Genomic DNA, 15,765 nt, shown 5'->3' on the forward strand with positions numbered 1-15,765 from the left:
CCTTGGCTTCGAAGCGATGTCCGATACTTTGCGGGGACCCCGGAATCCAACACTCACAAAAAAACAAGCTTTCCCACTCTGCAGTCACACCCTGCATATCGGAAAAACTTGTTCATCCTTTGTCTCTTCCTCACCAGACACCGATATCCCGCGCAGGCCTGCCCAGCAGGTAGCCCTGTGCATAATCGACGCCCATCGCTTCCAGCTTGGCCAGCTCCTCCGGCAGCTCGATGCCTTCGGCAATGACCCGGATGCCCATCTTGCGCGCAAAAGCGACGAACGTCTCCAAGATATGCTCTTTTATCTCATCCTCATGGATGCTCCGGATCAGTGAACGGTCCACCTTGATATAGTCCGGTCGCAGCTCCACGATCGATTGCAGCGATGAATAACCCGCCCCCGCATCATCGATGGCGATCTCATACCCTTGGCTCCGATAGTGGGAGAGTACCTTCTTGGCCGTCTCGAAATCCTCGATCGAGCTGCGCTCCGTCACCTCGAAGACGATCTGACGGGGGGAGAGCCCCTGCTGCCGCAGCAGGCTCAGCGTCTGTCCCGGCGTAAAATGAGGATCTTGCATAATATTCGCCGAGATGTTAATAAACATCTTCTGCCGTTCTCCCAGCCCCGTGCTGCCGGAGATTGCTTTCTCTCGGGCGAGCCTGTCCAGGCTGTAGACCTCCCCCTCCCGCTCCGCGAACGAAAACAACGCCAGCGGACCGTCAAACCAACGGCTCTCTTCACAGCGCGAGAGCGCCTCGAAGCCCAGGATCCCGCCGCCTATCCGGTAGATGGGCTGGTACACCGGATACAGCAAGCCATGTGAGAGGATGCGCTGCAGCTCCCGCCGCCTCATGCTCAGCTCGACGCTGTCTCTGGCCTGACCGTCGATTACCGCCTGTTTGGCGGCACGGTACCACTGCTCCCGGTCTGCCAGCGACTCCGGGCCGAACGTCTCGGACATCCCCACATGCAGCAGCCAGCTCCCGGATTGGGGCTCATGGATGTGTGCGAGGTAAGCGGTCTGGAGACCGAGCTGGAACTCCTGCACCTCCTGCATCCACTCCTCCACTCTCCCGATCGGCATCAGCAGGTACAGGTCATCCGCCACCCATCTTCGATCGGCAACCCGTCTGCCCAGCCGGTGCTCCGGCAGATGCCGGTCTGCAAACCCCTTCCAACTCCTATGGAAATGCTCCCCGGGGATCGTCGCTCCTCCGTCCGTCCCATGCCAGGACAAATAGACGATACCGTATCGAAGCCCGCTCCGGCTGTCCTCTTCGTACCCTTGGTAATTCGCCTGTCGCTGCTGCATCATCTGCCTTCCTCTCTGTGCTGCTGTGCTTGTATGAACTCTGCGACACATATACTCCCGCGCTGGGACTTGGCGCGTTTCTTGAGCTGGGCGGCCAGCGCGGAGATCGATTCCGGCGTAGCCGGTTCAGTACCATCCCACATCATCAGAGAAAGGGATAGCGTGACCCCCTCGCGCTCCAGCGTCTGACCGTGACGGTCGGACACCTCTGTCACTTCCGTCTCGCCGTAGAACCTCCGCACCTCCAGGTCGAACTGCCGGAGCAGGCTGTGACACCAGAGTTGGCATTCCATATCATCCGTCAGGACGATGAAGTCGTCTCCGCCGATGTGACCGACGAAGCGGTAGCATTCCGCATGCGGACCTTCCGCTGCTTGGAGCAGCTCTCCCGTGAATCGGATCATGTCGTCCCCTTTGCGGAAGCCGAACGTGTCGTTGAACCATTTGAAATAATCCAGATCGGCATAGACGATGCTAAACGGACGGCCGCTCTCCAGCATCCGCGCAAGCTCGCGCTGGATACCTTCGTTGCCGGGCAGACCGGTGAGCGGATTAGCCGTTCTTGCCGCTTCCGTACGACGGCTCGTGACCGCCTCCAGCATCGCCCGGATCGAAGCCGCTCCGAGCAGCTTGCCCCCGCAGGTGACGGTGACCACATCGTAGAGCTTGGCATCGTCCCGGGCCATCGCCCGCTGTGAAGCCACCTCGACCGAGGTGCTGCTCTCGATGACGAGCAGCTCGCTGTCCATGATCCGGCTCACCGGCCGCCGCCAGTACAGAGGCATCCCGTATTGTCCCGCCAGCAGCTGATTCAGCTTCTCCTTCATGACCAACCCGACGGGACGCTGCCCATCGACGATGACAACGTTATGGATACCCGCATCCTGACTCATCAGGCGGGCAATCTCAGATACTTCCGTATCTCTGGGGAAGCTCGGGATCGGCACGGCCAGCTCGCCGATGGTCGCTGCGGCGCCCTGTGCCGGCACAGGCTCGCGCCGGCCGTCCCTGACCCGCCTCCCGTACCGCACACTACTCCGACGCTGCGCCTTGCTCCGTGGCAAGAAGCGGCTCTCCCTTGCAGCCAGCTGCGCCTCCTTGATCGCCCGGTAGACCATCGTCTCGGTCCCGTCATCGGTATCTGCCGCCCGCAGCGGCACAGCATGGATGAGCGTCTCCGGCGCGGCATCGCCCAGAGCCTGAGCCGCCGCCTCGACCAGGATGTCTGCCGCCGTCCGCGGCGGCTCGTCGGTACTGCTGAAGGCCGATCCCGCTGAGCGCTCCGCGCCTTGGCGGAAGAATCCGTAATAGTCCTCTCCCAGCTGCTGCGACCACAGCAGCTGCTTGTGTCCTTGCAGCCAGCGCTGCAGCCGCACCGCAGCCTCGCTGCTCTCGTCTATGCCGGCATACAGCACCGTTAGCCGCTCTCCCTGCCTTTGACATCGGTTGATTGCTTTGATCAGCTTCCGATTGATCAGTCCGGTCCCTGTCTGTTCCATCTCGTATCCCCTCGCGGATGAGCTGTCCTCTGACCATTCAAAAAACTGTCTGCCCCGCAAGGGGACAAACAGTTCCAGATGTTATTGATTATACGTTGAGGTCCGGTCGTTTGCCGGTAACCAGATAGACGACGCTCTCGCCGATGTTGGTCGCATGGTCAGCGATCCGCTCGATGTACCGGCCGACAAAGCTGAGCAGCACAGACTGCGAGATCGTCGTCGGATTCTCCATCATCAGGGAGAACAGCTCGCGGATAATCTGGCTGTACAGCGCATCGACGCTGTCGTCATCCCTGCCGACTTTATAAGCCAGGTCCACATTCTCATGGATAAATGCCTGGATCGATTCATAGGTCATCGTCTGGGCGATCTCGGCCATGCGAGGCAGATCGATCAGCGGTTTGATGAGTTCCTGGCCCTCCAGGCGCACGACCACTTTGGCGATGTCCGTCGCCAGGTCGCCCATCCGCTCCAGATCGCTGGCGATCTTGAAGGCCGACAGGATGATCCGCAGATCCTTGGCGACCGGCTGCTGAGTCGCGATCAGCTTGGAGCCGATCTCGGTGATGCGGTCCTCCAGATTATTGAGCTCCGGATCCTGGCGGATGATCGCTTTTGCCTTGACGACATCCACTTCCTGCAGCGCGATCATCGCTTCGCTGAGCGCCTGCTCCACCCGCCCGCCGAGCTCTACGATCAGGTTGTGCAGCTCCTGGAGCCCCAGGTCGAACTCCTTGCGAATCGTCATCATAGATAGGCCACCTTTCGTTTGGGGACGGATAGCTCAGCTCTTAGCCGAACCGACCCGTAATATATTCTTCCGTCCGCTTGTCGGACGGGTTGGAGAACAACTGCCCCGTCTGGTCCGCCTCGATGACTTCACCATTCAGGAAGAAGACCGTCCGGTCCGATACGCGGGCCGCCTGGTGCATATTGTGCGTCACCATGACGATCGTGTACTTTTGCTTCAACTCCTGCGCCAATTCCTCAATCTTCAGCGTCGAGATCGGGTCAAGCGCCGAGGTCGACTCATCCATCAGCAGTACATCCGGGTCAACAGCGAGTGCCCTGGCGATACAGAGTCGCTGCTGCTGACCGCCTGAGAGTCCCATTGCGCTTTTGTTCAGGTCGTCTTTGACCTCGTCCCAGAGCGAGGCGCCGCGCAGACTCCGTTCGACTACTTCATTCAGTTGCTTGCGGTCCAGCTTTTGGTGCAGCCTTGGACCGAACGCAACATTCTCATAGATTGACTTCGGAAAAGGATTGGGCTGCTGGAATACCATCCCCACGCGTTTGCGCAGCTGCTCGACATCCGTTTCCTGGGCATAGATATTGCTTCCGGACAGCAGGATCTGGCCTTCCACGCGCGTCCCCGCGATCATATCGTTCATCCGGTTCAGCGTCCGCAAAAACGTGGATTTGCCGCAGCCTGATGGACCGATCAAAGCCGTGATCGACTTTTCCGGTATATCGAAGTTGAGTCCCTTAAGCGCCATGAACTCCCCATAATACAGCTTCAGGTCTTTGATTTCGTATTTGGTCTGCATTTTCTCACCTCTCATCGTGTCCATTGGCGTTAACCGAAGCGGCCGGAGATGTAGTCATCCGTCTGTTTCTTGGCAGGATTCGTAAACATCTTCTGCGTATCGTCGAACTCGACCAGCTCGCCCATGAAGAAGAAGGCTGTTTTGTCCGAGATCCGGGCTGCCTGGTGCATGTTGTGCGTGACGATGATGATGCAGTAATCCTGCTTGAGCTCGGCGATCAGCTCCTCGATCTTGGACGTCGAGACCGGATCCAGCGCCGAAGCCGGCTCATCCATCAGGATGATCTTCGGCTTGACCGCCAGCGACCGGGCGATGCACAGACGCTGCTGCTGACCGCCTGAGAGCGAGAGCGCAGACTGATGCAGCCTGTCCTTCGTCTCCTCCCAGAGCGCCGCTTTGCGCAGCGAGTTCTCGACGATGCCGTCGAGCTCTTTTTTGTTCTTGATGCCGTGATAACGCGGCCCGAAAGCGATGTTCTCATAGATCGATTTGTGGAAGGGGTTGGGCCGCTGCCAGACCATGCCGATCTTTTGGCGCAGCAGCACCACATCGACGGACGGGTCGTTGATATTGTTATTCTCGATCCAGATCTCCCCGGTGATGCGGGCATCGCCGATCAGGTCGTTCATCCGGTTCAGACTGCGCAAGAAGGTTGACTTGCCGCAGCCCGACGGGCCGATCAACGCCGTTACTTCCTTGGCCGCAAAGTCCAGATTGATATTCTTGACAGCTTGCTTTTTGCCATAATAAACACTTAGATCACGTACATATAAATCTGTGTTTTGCATCTCTGCCTCCTCCACTCCCCCGCATTATCTGCTGGCTGTAAACTTGCGATGGATATAACCGCCGATGAAGCGGGCCGTAAAGTTGAATAACAGAACGACGATGACGAGCACGGCCGAAGCGCCCGCTGCGATCTGGGCGGCGTCGGGGGCCAACCCTTCACTATTGATCTTCCATATATGCACCGCCAGTGTCTCAGCCGGACGGAAAGGATTAAGCGGGGAAGTCGGGCTGAACGGATTCCAGTTGGTAAAATCCAGCCTCGGCGAGCTCATGCCGGCAGTGAACAGCAGCGCTGCCGCTTCGCCGAATACGCGCCCGGAAGCCAGGATCGTGCCTGTCAGGATGTTCGGCATCGCGATCGGCAGCATGATCGAAGTAATCGTCTTCCACCGGGACAGGCCGAGCGCCAGACTCGCTTCCTTCTGCTCTTTGGGTACGGCGCGGATCGCCTGCTCCGTGATGCGGACCATCAGCGGCAGATTGAACACGGTCAATGCCAGCGCGCCTGCAAACAAGGAGTAGCCCAAACCGAAATAATGAACCAGAACGAGCAGGCCGAATAAACCGACGACGATCGACGGGAACGAGGAGAGCACCTCGACGACCAGACGGATAAAATCCGTAAACCGGTTGGCTTTGGCATACTCGCTCATATAGATGCCTGCACCCACTCCCAGCGGTACGGTAATGAGCAGCGTCAGCACGAGCAGGAAAATCGAGTTGAACAGCTGCGGGCCGATCCCGCCGCCGGCACGGATCGTCTGTGGAACCGAGGTCAGAAAGTCCCAGCTGACATGGCCGAGACCACGGATCAGAATATAGCCGAGCAGCCCGGCCAGAATCGCAACGATAAAAATGGCTACCGCGATAATGACAATGGTAGCGATCCGATTGGCTAGCTTTGCACTCATACCTTGGTCCTCCCTTCCAGCCATCTGACGATAAATACGAACACAAAGGTCATCAGCATCAAAATAAGAGCAAGTGTCCACAGCGCATTATTGTGGGGAGAGCCCATGACCGTGTTGCCCATGCTCAGCGTGATGACACTGGTCAGCGTCGACGTCGAGTCGAACAGGGATCTTGGCAGGAACGGCGCGTTGCCGATCACCATCTGCACGGCCAGCGCTTCTCCGAAAGCGCGCGAGATGCCAAGGACCACCCCCGTCATCAGGGCAGGAAAGGTGGTCGGCAGCACGATCCGGTAGATCGTCTGCCAGCGTGTCGCACCAAGGGCATACGCTCCTTCTTTCAAACCGCCTGGCAGTGCCGACAACGCATCGGTAGCGATCGTCGTAATCGTCGGCAAGATCATAATGGAGAGGACCAGCGAACCCGCAGCCAATCCGACACCTTGTCCGGGAAACATATCGCGCAGGAAAGGGACGATGACGCTAAGGCCGACGAAGCCATAGACGACGGACGGAATGCCGGCCAGCAGCTCGACTACCGGCTGCAGATAGCGACGGCCGTACTTGGGCATGATCTCTGTCATGAAGATAGCCGCGCAAAACCCAAGCGGCGCTGCGATCAGCGCCGCCATAATAGACGTGCTGAAGGAGCCGAAGATGAACGGCAGCGCACCGAAGATCGGCGGTTTGGCGTCCGGCTGCCAGCTGACACCTGTGATGAAATCCCACACATTGACACCTCTGAAGAAGGTGGTCATGCCGCGGGAGGCGACGAAATAAACCATGGAAAAGATGGTTATGATAAGAACGATGATACATAGCCAGGTATATATCTTGCCGACCCATTCTTCGGTCAGATGCTGCTTGCTTACTTTCTCCTTGGGGTGATCCAGGGTGACCCTCTCCTTCACACGCCGATAAAGAGGCAGATTAACTCCACCTCTTCATCGGTTTTAGTTCCGTACAAAGCTTATGCAGTTTGCCTGGGCGCAGCTTACTTCTGCGAAACGTTGCCTTCAACATCACGGACGATCGTCATCGCGGAAGCCGGGATGTAGCCAAGCTCAACAACATCGTTCGTTTGTACTTCGTCAGAGAGCATGAAGTCCAGAAACGCTTGAACCACTTCGTTTGGCTCACCCTTTGTATACATGTGCTGGTATGCCCAGATCGGGTAAGTGCCATTGGTTACGTTCTCTTCGTTTGGTTCGATACCTTCATAGTTCAGTGCAGTGATGGAGTCATCCAGGTATGAAAGAGCCAGGTAGCCGATGGCGCCAGGCGTTTCAGCCACGAGCTTTCTTACGTTACCGGACGATTCTTCTTGGATCTGACCTGGCAGGTCAGGGGAAGCTTCGCCCAGCGCATACGTTTCAAACGTTTTGCGCGTACCGGAGCTGGAAGGACGGTTGACGATGACGATTTCTTGATCCACGCCGCCTACTTCCGACCAGTTGGAGACCTCGCCTTTGAAGATCTGTACCAGTTGAGCCTGAGTCAGGTCCTCTACGCCAACAGCCGGGTTGACGACGGCAGCCATAGCTACAACGGCTACTTGATGATCGACCAGTTCTTCTGCTTTTGGTGCTTCGTCGTCTACGAACTTCTCTTCAGCGAAGATATCGGAGTTGCCGATGTCGGATTGTCCCTCGGATACTTGCGTCAGGCCGGTGCCGCTGCCGCCGGCTTGTACCAGAACGGTAACCTTGCTATATTCAGGCATGTCCATGAACTTGATGGAAGCTTGCTCTACGAGCGGTGCCATGGCCGACGAGCCGACCGCCAGGATCGAGCCTTCCAGTTCCGCAGCAGGCTCTTCCTCAGACGTATTGTTTGCACCCGTGTTCCCGCCGTTGTTCGTGCCGCCTTGTGTGTTATTCGTGCCAGGGTTTGTACCATTGTTGGTCGTGTTGGTGCCTCCGCATGCCGCCAGAGTGATTGACAGGACCAGCGTCATAATCAACAGTAAGCTCTTTTTCATTTCTTTGGGTTCCCCTTCCGTTTTCCACATGATAATAGTTTGCTTTACAAGACAAAGTATAGAATTCCGTCATTAAATTCATATCTTCGAAATGTTAACGCAAAAACAAAATTCATTCGAATAATTGCATAATGCATGGCGCTGCCATAGAATAGTTCTATGATATTACCGATTCAGGCGGTGAATGTGATGAACATTTTAAAATTCCGTATGCTTGTCCTCATTGAACGTTATAAAAAAGCGACGGCGGTTGCCGAGCATCTGGGGATGAAACAGCCGACGATCAGCTTTCATATGAAGAAGATGGAAGAAGAGTGGGGCATCAAGCTGTTCGAGTACAAAGCCGGCAAGATCATCCTCACGGAGGCCGGCAGACTGGTCCATCACTATGCGCAGCGGATCGTCGCCAGCTGTGATGAAGCCGTCATGCGTGTACAGGAGATGAGCGGTCATGGCCGGGGCAGCTTGACGATCGGCTGTACCGATACGTCGCTGGGCATGCTGGCGGAGGCGCCATGGCTGACAGAAGGGGGAGCCACGGAGGACAGTTTTTATCATATCCGCACCGGCGATCACGATCTTCTGATCGATATGCTTGGCGAAGGCCGTCTTGATCTGCTCCTGAGCGGCCAGAGCGCTCAGGAGCCAAGCCGCTATCAGAGTCTGACGCTGATGGAGATGCCGCTCGCGCTGTTTGTCTCCGACAGCCATCCGCTCGTGCACCTCGAAGGCCCGCTCGTCGGCGTCCATCTGACTGCCTATCCATATCTCATGCTGGAGGACCGTTCAGTGACAGAAACGGTCATGGTCTGGGAAGCCGAGCAAGGCATCTCCCTGCTGCCTCATCTCCGCACCGATCGCTGCGCTCTGCTCACCCAGACGATCAGGCGCGGCCGCGGCTTCGCCATCCTCCCGGCAGCCGCGATCGCCGAGGATGAACCCGGTATGCGCAGACTGTCCTTGCCAGGACGGGCACCGCACTGGAAGCTCTACGTTCACTCGCCCAAGCAGCATTGGAATCTTCCCCTTCTCAGTCAGACGATAGAGCGGCTGCGTCAAGGGTAAGCGCAGCACCCCCGCTTCTACGACGATATCAGCAATCGCGCCGACAGGATGCCGGCGCGATTTGTGTGCACGATATATGTAACTTCATTCACTCCGCTTATTATCCGTTATCTCCGCCAGCAGCTGCTCCATCTCGCGAATAACACGGGAGGATTGCTCATGCGCTTGGATGGACAGTCCCGTCATCTCCTTGCTGCTTTTCTGATTGTCCGCAGCGGCAATGAACAGCCTCTGGAACAGATCCGCAGCCTGATCGACGTAAGCCGCGCTCGCCTGGGATTCTGACCTTGCGCTATGCACCAGCTTGACGGTTTGCAGCACGGCATCCAAGATCGCCTGGATCATCCCGCTGATCTCTTCCGCGGATTTTTTGGTCTGGGTAGCCAGACTCCGGACTTCGTCAGCGACGACAGCGAAGCCTCGGCCGTGCTCGCCGGCGCGCGCTGCTTCGATGGTGGCATTGACCGCCAGCAGATTGCATTGATCGGCGAGCTCCCGGATGACCCGCGAGACGCTGCCGATCTCTCCTGCACGAGCCTGCAGCTCCAGCGCCTGACTCTCCTGAGCATTGGTCTGTTCAGACAAGCTCTGGAACGCGCGCTTCACCTGATCGAGCTGCTGCTTGCCCTGCAAAGTCAGATCGACCATATGCTCGGACAGCTCGTCCCCTTGCTCTGCCGAGGTCCGCACGGCCACAACCACCTGGTTGATCTCCTGCACACGCGCTTCCGCACCTTCGATGGTCTGGGCCTGAGATTGGGTTGCCTGCCGCTGCAGCACACGCGAGATGCCCAGCAGATCGGAGACGGTCAGGATGCCTGCGATCCGGCTCTGGTCCGTTACCAGCACACAGTCATACAAGGTTTTGTCCTCTCTGGAGAGGGCTTCTTCGATCAGCTGCTGCGCCGGAGAGGCGATATCGACACAGAGCGGCCCCTCTGTCATGAGGCAGGTAATCGGCCGGTCATAATAGAGTTCCGTTCCGAAGCGGCGGCTTAGCTGCCGGAAGAAGCGATCCCGCATGACCAGGCCCGCTGGCTCCCCGTCCTCCGACGATACTGTGATGCATTCAGCATCCGGATATTGATCGAATACCCCTGCTACTTCTCGGCAAGTATATAGTGGAGATACGATTGGACTTTGACGAACGAACCGGCGGATCACGGAGTCCGCTGTGCCCGGCATCACCTGCCGGCGATTGTTCTGCTCCACTGGCAACGGTCTTTTCTCATCTTTATCATCCCGTACAGTCGGTTCCATGGGTTTGGCGGTCACGCTAAGCATGTTTTTTCCCCCTTTATCCACATTACAGTGCTCATTCACTCTTCTAACTGTAGCCGCCTCCTATTATCCCAACTGCAGATTCTTGTAAACGAGACGTTAAATTTGGTTCGGGAGACCCATATGAATGGCGATTTTCATCTTGTTTTCAACAAGACTTCATGGTTAAATAGGTATATGATTAATAAAGATATACACCGATTAACATTTTAATTAATCAATTGGAGGTACTTCCACATGGCAAACAAAGCTTCTATGATCGTAGACAAAGACTTCGTCATCGGCGAGATCGACAAACGCATTTACGGCTCCTTCATCGAGCATCTCGGCCGGGCCGTATACGGCGGCATCTATGAGCCCGACCACCCTTCTGCAAATGAAGATGGCTTCCGTCAGGATGTGCTGGAGTTGATCCAGGCGCTGCAGGTGCCGATCGTCCGCTATCCTGGCGGCAACTTCGTGTCCGGCTATAACTGGGAGGATGGCGTGGGCCCCGTCCATGAGCGGAAGCGCCGACTGGAGTTGGCGTGGCGGACGATTGAACCCAATACATTCGGAACCAACGAGTTCCTGGACTGGTGCCGCAAGGCGGGCACTGAGGCGATGATGGCGGTCAACCTGGGGACTCGGGGGCCGGACGAGGCTCGGGAACTGCTCGAGTATACCAACCATCCTTCAGGCACTTACCTTAGCGATCTCCGCGCCAAGCACGGCTATAAGGATCCGCACAACATCAAGACCTGGTGTTTGGGCAATGAGATGGATGGCCCATGGCAGATCGGCCACAAAACAGCTGAGGAATACGGCCGAGTTGCTGTCGAGACTGCAAAAGTTATGAAATGGGTTGATCCGACGATCGAGCTCGTCGCCTGCGGCAGCTCCAACATCGGCATGAAGACATTCCCCGAGTGGGAAGCCACCGTGCTTGACCACACCTATGATCATGTTGAATACATCTCGCTGCATCAGTACTACGGCAACGGCAGTCAGGATACGCCGACCTTCCTGGCGCGTTCGGTTCAGATGGATCAATTTATCCATACGGTCATCTCGACCAGTGATTACATCAAAGCCAAGAAGCGCAGCAAGAAAGATATGATGCTCTCCTTCGACGAGTGGAACGTCTGGTATCACTCGCATGAGCATGACAGCAAGCTGGATCCTTGGCAGGTCGCGCCGCCGCAGCTCGAGGATGTGTACAACCACGAGGATGCGCTGCTCGTCGGCTGCATGATCATCAGCCTGCTGAAGCGTGCCGACCGGGTCAAGATGGCCTGCATGGCCCAGCTCGTCAACGTCATCGCGCCGATTATGACAGCAAACGGCGGCGGAGCCTGGAAGCAGACGATCTACTATCCTTACCTGCATGCATCCGTGTACGGCCGCGGCAAAGCGCTGGTTCCGCTGATTCATTCGCCAAAGTACGATACCAAGGAAATCACCGATGTTCCTTATCTGGAAGCCATCGCTGTGCATAATGAAGATAAGCAGGAGATCACGATCTTCGCGGTGAACCGTCATCTCGAAGAATCACTGCCGCTCAGCGTCGATCTGCGGAGCTTCGGCGCCTGCACACTGATCGAACATATCGTCCTTGAGCATGACGATCTGAAGGCGGTCAATACCGAACAGCAGCCGGATCATGTCAAACCGCATAACCGCGGCACAGCTGCTGTCGAAGAGGGCAGTGTGACCGCTTCGCTCGGCAAAGCTTCGTGGAATGTGATCCGCCTGAAGCTGAAGGCCTAACTCATTTTTTTACATCTAACAACAAAACCCGCCTTTGTATCCTGTAAGGATAACGAAGACGGGTTTTTTAAAAAAAACAAGAATCATATCGTGAGGACGATCTTGCCGCGGCCGCGTCGTGTCTCGATCAGCCGGTGCGCATCTGCCGCCTGCTCCAGAGGGAACGTCTGCCGGATCAGGATACGCAGCTTGCCCCGGCTGTGCAGACCGACAAGCTCAGCGAGTCGTGCGGCGGAGCGCTGGCTGCGGACAATCCGCAGTCCCAGCTCCTGAGCCAGGTCATACGCGACAAAGGTGCAGATCCTGTCCCTGTCGCTTACCAGCTCCACCGAAGCCCGTACCGCTTCTTCGCCAGCCGTATCAAAAGCCGCATCGACGCCTTCGGGGGCAAGTGCCTGGACCCGCCCGACGAGCCCCTCGCCGTAAGTAACCGGGGTCGCCCCTAGCGATCGAAGATAGTCATGATTGTACTCGCTCGCTGTGCCGATGATCTTCTTTGCCCCCCACTCCTTGGCGAGTTGAACCGCAAAGGAGCCGAGTGTCCCGGCAGCTCCATGGATAAGCACCGTGTCGCCAGGCCCAACTCCGATGGCCTGCATCGCGATATAAGCGCCCTGACCGTTGCCAGTCAAGCCCCCTGCTTCTTCCCAAGACAGGGTTGGCGGCTTGCTTACGATCTGATCTGCCCCGACGACGACATATTCGGCATAGCAGCCCAGGACTGCAAATCCCAGCACCTCGTCGCCAGCCGCAAAGCCGCTCACGCCGTCTCCCACCTGATCGATGACGCCCGCGAACTCATTACCCGGAATTTGCGGCAGCGATACCGTCACACCAGGGGGACTCCAGCCGCTGCGGATCCCGCAATCGTAATGCTGTACACCCGCCACCTTTACCTTGACTCTGACTTGCCCTGGTCCAGCTTGTGGTTCCGCGAATGACAGAACCTCCATCACCTCGGGACCGCCAAACGTTCGGAAGGCCGCTGCTCTCATCATGCAGTCTCCCCTTTCCGGTCCACGCTTCGCAATCCTTGCAAAGCCCCGCTCCATGCCGCGACTTCATCCAGCATCGCATGAACTTTGGCTACCTGCAGATCGGCCGGTTTGAAGACCGTGTAGTTCTCGAAGTCCGTAAAGATGGACAGTGTGGGATGAGCCTTCACATCCGCCACCAGCAGCTCGCCGAGGATCCCTCGCAGATGCTCGGCAGCTCGCGCTCCGCCAGTCGATCCATAGCTGACGATTCCGGCAGCCTTGTTGTTCCATTCCCCCCGTGCCGAATCGAGCGCATTCTTCAAGACACCGGTGATGCTGTGATTGTACTCCGCGACGATGAATACGAACCCGTCCAAACTTGCAAGCTTGGCAGCCCAAGCGGCCACCGCAGCTTCCCTGCCTGTGCCTTCGCCGAAGAACGGCAGCTCATAGTCGGCAAGATCCACCACTTCATAATCGCCATCGCCCCGCTGATCCGCCAGTTGCTTCACCCATGCTCCAACCTGGGGACTGACGCGGCCCGCCCGTGTACTTCCTAATATAATGCCAATTTTCAACGAGCTCATTGCTGCTCCTCCATTCCTATGGTTGATTCGTTCATGACCTTATTTTATAATCGGAAGCACATAAACAAAAATATATCTTTAAACATAGGATGCATATACTCAGGTATATAGGGAGGAGAGGAAAATGGAACTGCTGCAGTTGCGTTACTTCCGCACCGTGGCCCGGTTGGAGCATATGACTAAGGCGGCCCAGGAGCTGCACATTGCACAGCCGGCACTGAGTAAAACGATCTCCCGTCTGGAAGAGGATGTTGGCGTACCGCTTTTCGACCGGCAAGGCGGGCGCATCAAGCTCAATTCGTTCGGCTGGGCATTTCTGGGAAAAGTAGAGCAAGCACTTCTCTTGCTGGAGGAAGGAAAAAAAGAAGCGGCCGAGCTCGCTGGACTTGAGAAGGGCAGCATCCATCTGGCCACGTCGACGATGGAGCGGCTAGCGGATGCATTAAGCGAATTTATCGCCCAGCATCCGGATGTCAACTTCCGCATTACCCAGACTTCGATGGAAGAAATGACTGCGCTCGTAGTGAGCGGTGACGTGGATCTATGCTTCACAGCACTGCCGATTGAGCATCAGGAGTTGAGCAGCGTGAGCGTTCTGGATGAAGAGGTCTTCCTGGGCGTCCCCCCCGGACATCGGTTGGCTGGGCGAGATATTGTTCGTCTGAGCGAACTGGCTGAGGAGCCGTTTATCGGGTACAAGGAAGGCTTCCCGTTCCAGGTGATGAACGACCGACTGCTGCGGGAAGCGGGCATCGCGCCGAACTTCGTCTGCCGTGTCGACGAGCCGGCTGCCATTGCAAGTCTAGTTCGTGCGGGACTTGGGGTCGCCTTGGTAGGCGCTTGCGGTGGTCCGGACGCGAAGCTGCGACTGCTGCCGATTGAGCACCCCGTCTGCCGGCGTCATTTCCGGCTCGTCTGGCACGACAAGCGATATCTGTCCCTGGCTGCGCGGGCCTTTCGGGACTTTCTCGCTTCCTATTTTACCTCGTCCCGGGCGGTCAAGAGCCCCCACCGAGAGACGGCTCACCCTACTCGCATAAAGACGTGATGCTTTGCTGAATAACCTGGGGAAGAACCAGCAATGTTGGTTTGTATGAACTTGGAAGGACCATGCTCCGCACGGGCGTCGTGGCGGGGCTGTAGGTACCGTTTTGGAGCTTAGAGCGATCAAACGACGCTCGGAGCGGCGCTGTAGGTACCGTTTTGGAGCTTAGAGCGCCCCGTTACTTTATCGTTCCAAGGTGAAACGGCTATCGCCGTCCTCTGGCGGCGTCGCTAGTTTCATTCCGGAGAGTTACAACCAAAGTAGATGTGGGAGTCATATACTTCTTCTTGAATTTACAAAAAAACGGATGCAGGCTCGATTAGCCTGCATCCGTTCATTTTAACCAATCTATTATTTCATCTGCTGGAGCAGCTGCACGCGGTACGCTTCGCTCTCCAGCGCCTGGATTTCTTTGTATTCGGCCTCGGTAAGAACACGCGGCGGCTTGACTGCGCTGGCGAGCATATAGATTTTGGCGCTGTCCTCGACCACTTGCGTCCGATAATAGGCTTCGCGCAGGTTTTTGCCCGTGGTGACAAGCCCGTGGTTGCACAGCAGGATCGAGTTGTGATCGACTGCCTTCTCCGCTACCAGATTGGCCAGCACGTCCGTGGTAGGCACCACATAAGGGACGAAGGCGATATCGCCCACAAGCGCCGCCTGGTCGGGGAAGAGCATCGGCAGCTCGTTGCTGATCGTCGTAAGCGCGATGGAGTATACCGGATGCGTATGGACGATCGCCTGGATCGCCTCGTTTACCCGGTAGCAGAACAGATGCATCAGCACTTCGGATGAAGGCCGTACCGATCCTGCCGCCACTTCGCCGCTCGGGATATGCACCTTGACCCACTGCTCCGGCTCGATATCCTCCAGGGCAAAGCCGCTTGGCGAGAGATACATATCCTCCTCCCATCTGGCGCTGATATTGCCTCCCGGTCCGACGACCAATCCTTTGTCTACCGTCTTGCGTGCGTATAACGTTAATTCTTCTCTGATGCTAGCCTCTGACATGAGGGTCG

The 15,765-nt window shown here is 56.9% G+C and carries 15 protein-coding genes; 3 read left to right on the plus strand and 12 right to left on the minus strand.

The window, feature by feature from the left end; translation table 11 throughout:
* Nucleotides 1–130 precede the first annotated feature (130 nt).
* From ABC336_RS04735 to ABC336_RS04770, 8 genes are all read right to left on the minus strand, one after another.
* The gene (locus ABC336_RS04735; RefSeq protein ID WP_413237576.1) at nucleotides 131–1,318 is read right to left on the minus strand and encodes an EAL domain-containing protein; all 1,188 of its coding nucleotides are present in this window, start codon (nucleotides 1,316–1,318) and stop codon (nucleotides 131–133) included.
* Nucleotides 1,315–2,814, minus strand: coding sequence for a GGDEF domain-containing protein (locus tag ABC336_RS04740; RefSeq protein ID WP_413237577.1), 1,500 nt, complete (start codon nucleotides 2,812–2,814; stop codon nucleotides 1,315–1,317). Before ABC336_RS04740 ends, ABC336_RS04735 begins: the two co-directional genes overlap by 4 nt.
* Before the next feature lie 88 nt (nucleotides 2,815–2,902).
* Nucleotides 2,903–3,562, minus strand: a complete 660-nt coding sequence (gene phoU, locus ABC336_RS04745) for a phosphate signaling complex protein PhoU (RefSeq protein WP_413242438.1) — start codon at nucleotides 3,560–3,562, stop codon at nucleotides 2,903–2,905.
* Nucleotides 3,563–3,605: 43 nt separating this feature from the next.
* A complete protein-coding gene (gene pstB / locus ABC336_RS04750) occupies nucleotides 3,606–4,361 on the minus strand; it encodes a phosphate ABC transporter ATP-binding protein PstB (RefSeq protein WP_413237578.1) in 756 nt (251 codons plus the stop codon).
* Nucleotides 4,362–4,390: 29 nt separating this feature from the next.
* Entirely contained in the window at nucleotides 4,391–5,149 is a 759-nt protein-coding gene (gene pstB / locus ABC336_RS04755) for a phosphate ABC transporter ATP-binding protein PstB (RefSeq protein ID WP_413237579.1), read from the minus strand.
* Nucleotides 5,150–5,173: 24 nt separating this feature from the next.
* Complete coding sequence (gene pstA, locus ABC336_RS04760) at nucleotides 5,174–6,061, minus strand: phosphate ABC transporter permease PstA (protein ID WP_413237580.1); 888 nt, start codon at nucleotides 6,059–6,061, stop codon at nucleotides 5,174–5,176.
* The gene (pstC, locus tag ABC336_RS04765) at nucleotides 6,058–6,972 is read right to left on the minus strand and encodes a phosphate ABC transporter permease subunit PstC (RefSeq protein ID WP_413237581.1); all 915 of its coding nucleotides are present in this window, start codon (nucleotides 6,970–6,972) and stop codon (nucleotides 6,058–6,060) included. The genes pstA and pstC overlap by 4 nt, the downstream gene beginning before the upstream one ends.
* 83 nt (nucleotides 6,973–7,055) lie before the next feature.
* Nucleotides 7,056–8,042 carry a phosphate ABC transporter substrate-binding protein PstS family protein gene (locus tag ABC336_RS04770; protein ID WP_413237582.1) on the minus strand — a complete coding sequence of 329 codons (987 nt, stop codon included), beginning with the start codon at nucleotides 8,040–8,042 and terminating at the stop codon, nucleotides 7,056–7,058.
* Between the two features lie 189 nt (nucleotides 8,043–8,231).
* Between ABC336_RS04770 and ABC336_RS04775 the strand changes: the two genes are divergently transcribed.
* On the plus strand, nucleotides 8,232–9,107 hold the full coding sequence (locus ABC336_RS04775; RefSeq protein WP_413237583.1) for a LysR family transcriptional regulator: 876 nt from the start codon (nucleotides 8,232–8,234) through the stop codon (nucleotides 9,105–9,107).
* An 84-nt stretch (nucleotides 9,108–9,191) separates the two neighbouring features.
* Here ABC336_RS04775 and ABC336_RS04780 read toward each other — a convergent pair whose 3' ends face one another.
* Entirely contained in the window at nucleotides 9,192–10,391 is a 1,200-nt protein-coding gene (locus ABC336_RS04780) for a methyl-accepting chemotaxis protein (protein ID WP_413237584.1), read from the minus strand.
* A gap of 234 nt (nucleotides 10,392–10,625) precedes the next feature.
* On the opposite strand from ABC336_RS04780, the gene arfA reads away from it, so the two are divergent.
* Nucleotides 10,626–12,137, plus strand: a complete 1,512-nt coding sequence (gene arfA / locus ABC336_RS04785) for an arabinosylfuranosidase ArfA (protein WP_413237585.1) — start codon at nucleotides 10,626–10,628, stop codon at nucleotides 12,135–12,137.
* An 83-nt stretch (nucleotides 12,138–12,220) separates the two neighbouring features.
* Here the strand turns inward: arfA and ABC336_RS04790 are convergent, their stop codons facing one another.
* Together ABC336_RS04790 and ABC336_RS04795 are read right to left on the minus strand one after the other, a co-directional pair.
* Nucleotides 12,221–13,132: an NADP-dependent oxidoreductase gene (locus ABC336_RS04790; RefSeq protein ID WP_413242439.1), complete on the minus strand. Its 912-nt coding sequence runs from the start codon at nucleotides 13,130–13,132 to the stop codon at nucleotides 12,221–12,223.
* A complete protein-coding gene (locus ABC336_RS04795) occupies nucleotides 13,132–13,701 on the minus strand; it encodes an NADPH-dependent FMN reductase (protein ID WP_413237586.1) in 570 nt (189 codons plus the stop codon). Before ABC336_RS04795 ends, ABC336_RS04790 begins: the two co-directional genes overlap by 1 nt.
* A gap of 124 nt (nucleotides 13,702–13,825) precedes the next feature.
* Here ABC336_RS04795 and ABC336_RS04800 point away from each other — a divergent pair, with 124 nt between their 5' ends.
* Nucleotides 13,826–14,749 (plus strand): LysR family transcriptional regulator, encoded by a 924-nt coding sequence (locus tag ABC336_RS04800; protein WP_413237587.1) that lies wholly within the window; start codon nucleotides 13,826–13,828, stop codon nucleotides 14,747–14,749.
* A 348-nt stretch (nucleotides 14,750–15,097) separates the two neighbouring features.
* Here the strand turns inward: ABC336_RS04800 and ABC336_RS04805 are convergent, their stop codons facing one another.
* The gene (locus ABC336_RS04805; RefSeq protein WP_413237588.1) at nucleotides 15,098–15,757 is read right to left on the minus strand and encodes a class II aldolase/adducin family protein; all 660 of its coding nucleotides are present in this window, start codon (nucleotides 15,755–15,757) and stop codon (nucleotides 15,098–15,100) included.
* Nucleotides 15,758–15,765 lie beyond the last annotated feature (8 nt).

Source organism: Paenibacillus jepli (genome assembly GCF_047238105.1).
Classification (GTDB): Bacteria; Bacillota; Bacilli; order Paenibacillales; family Paenibacillaceae; genus Paenibacillus_D.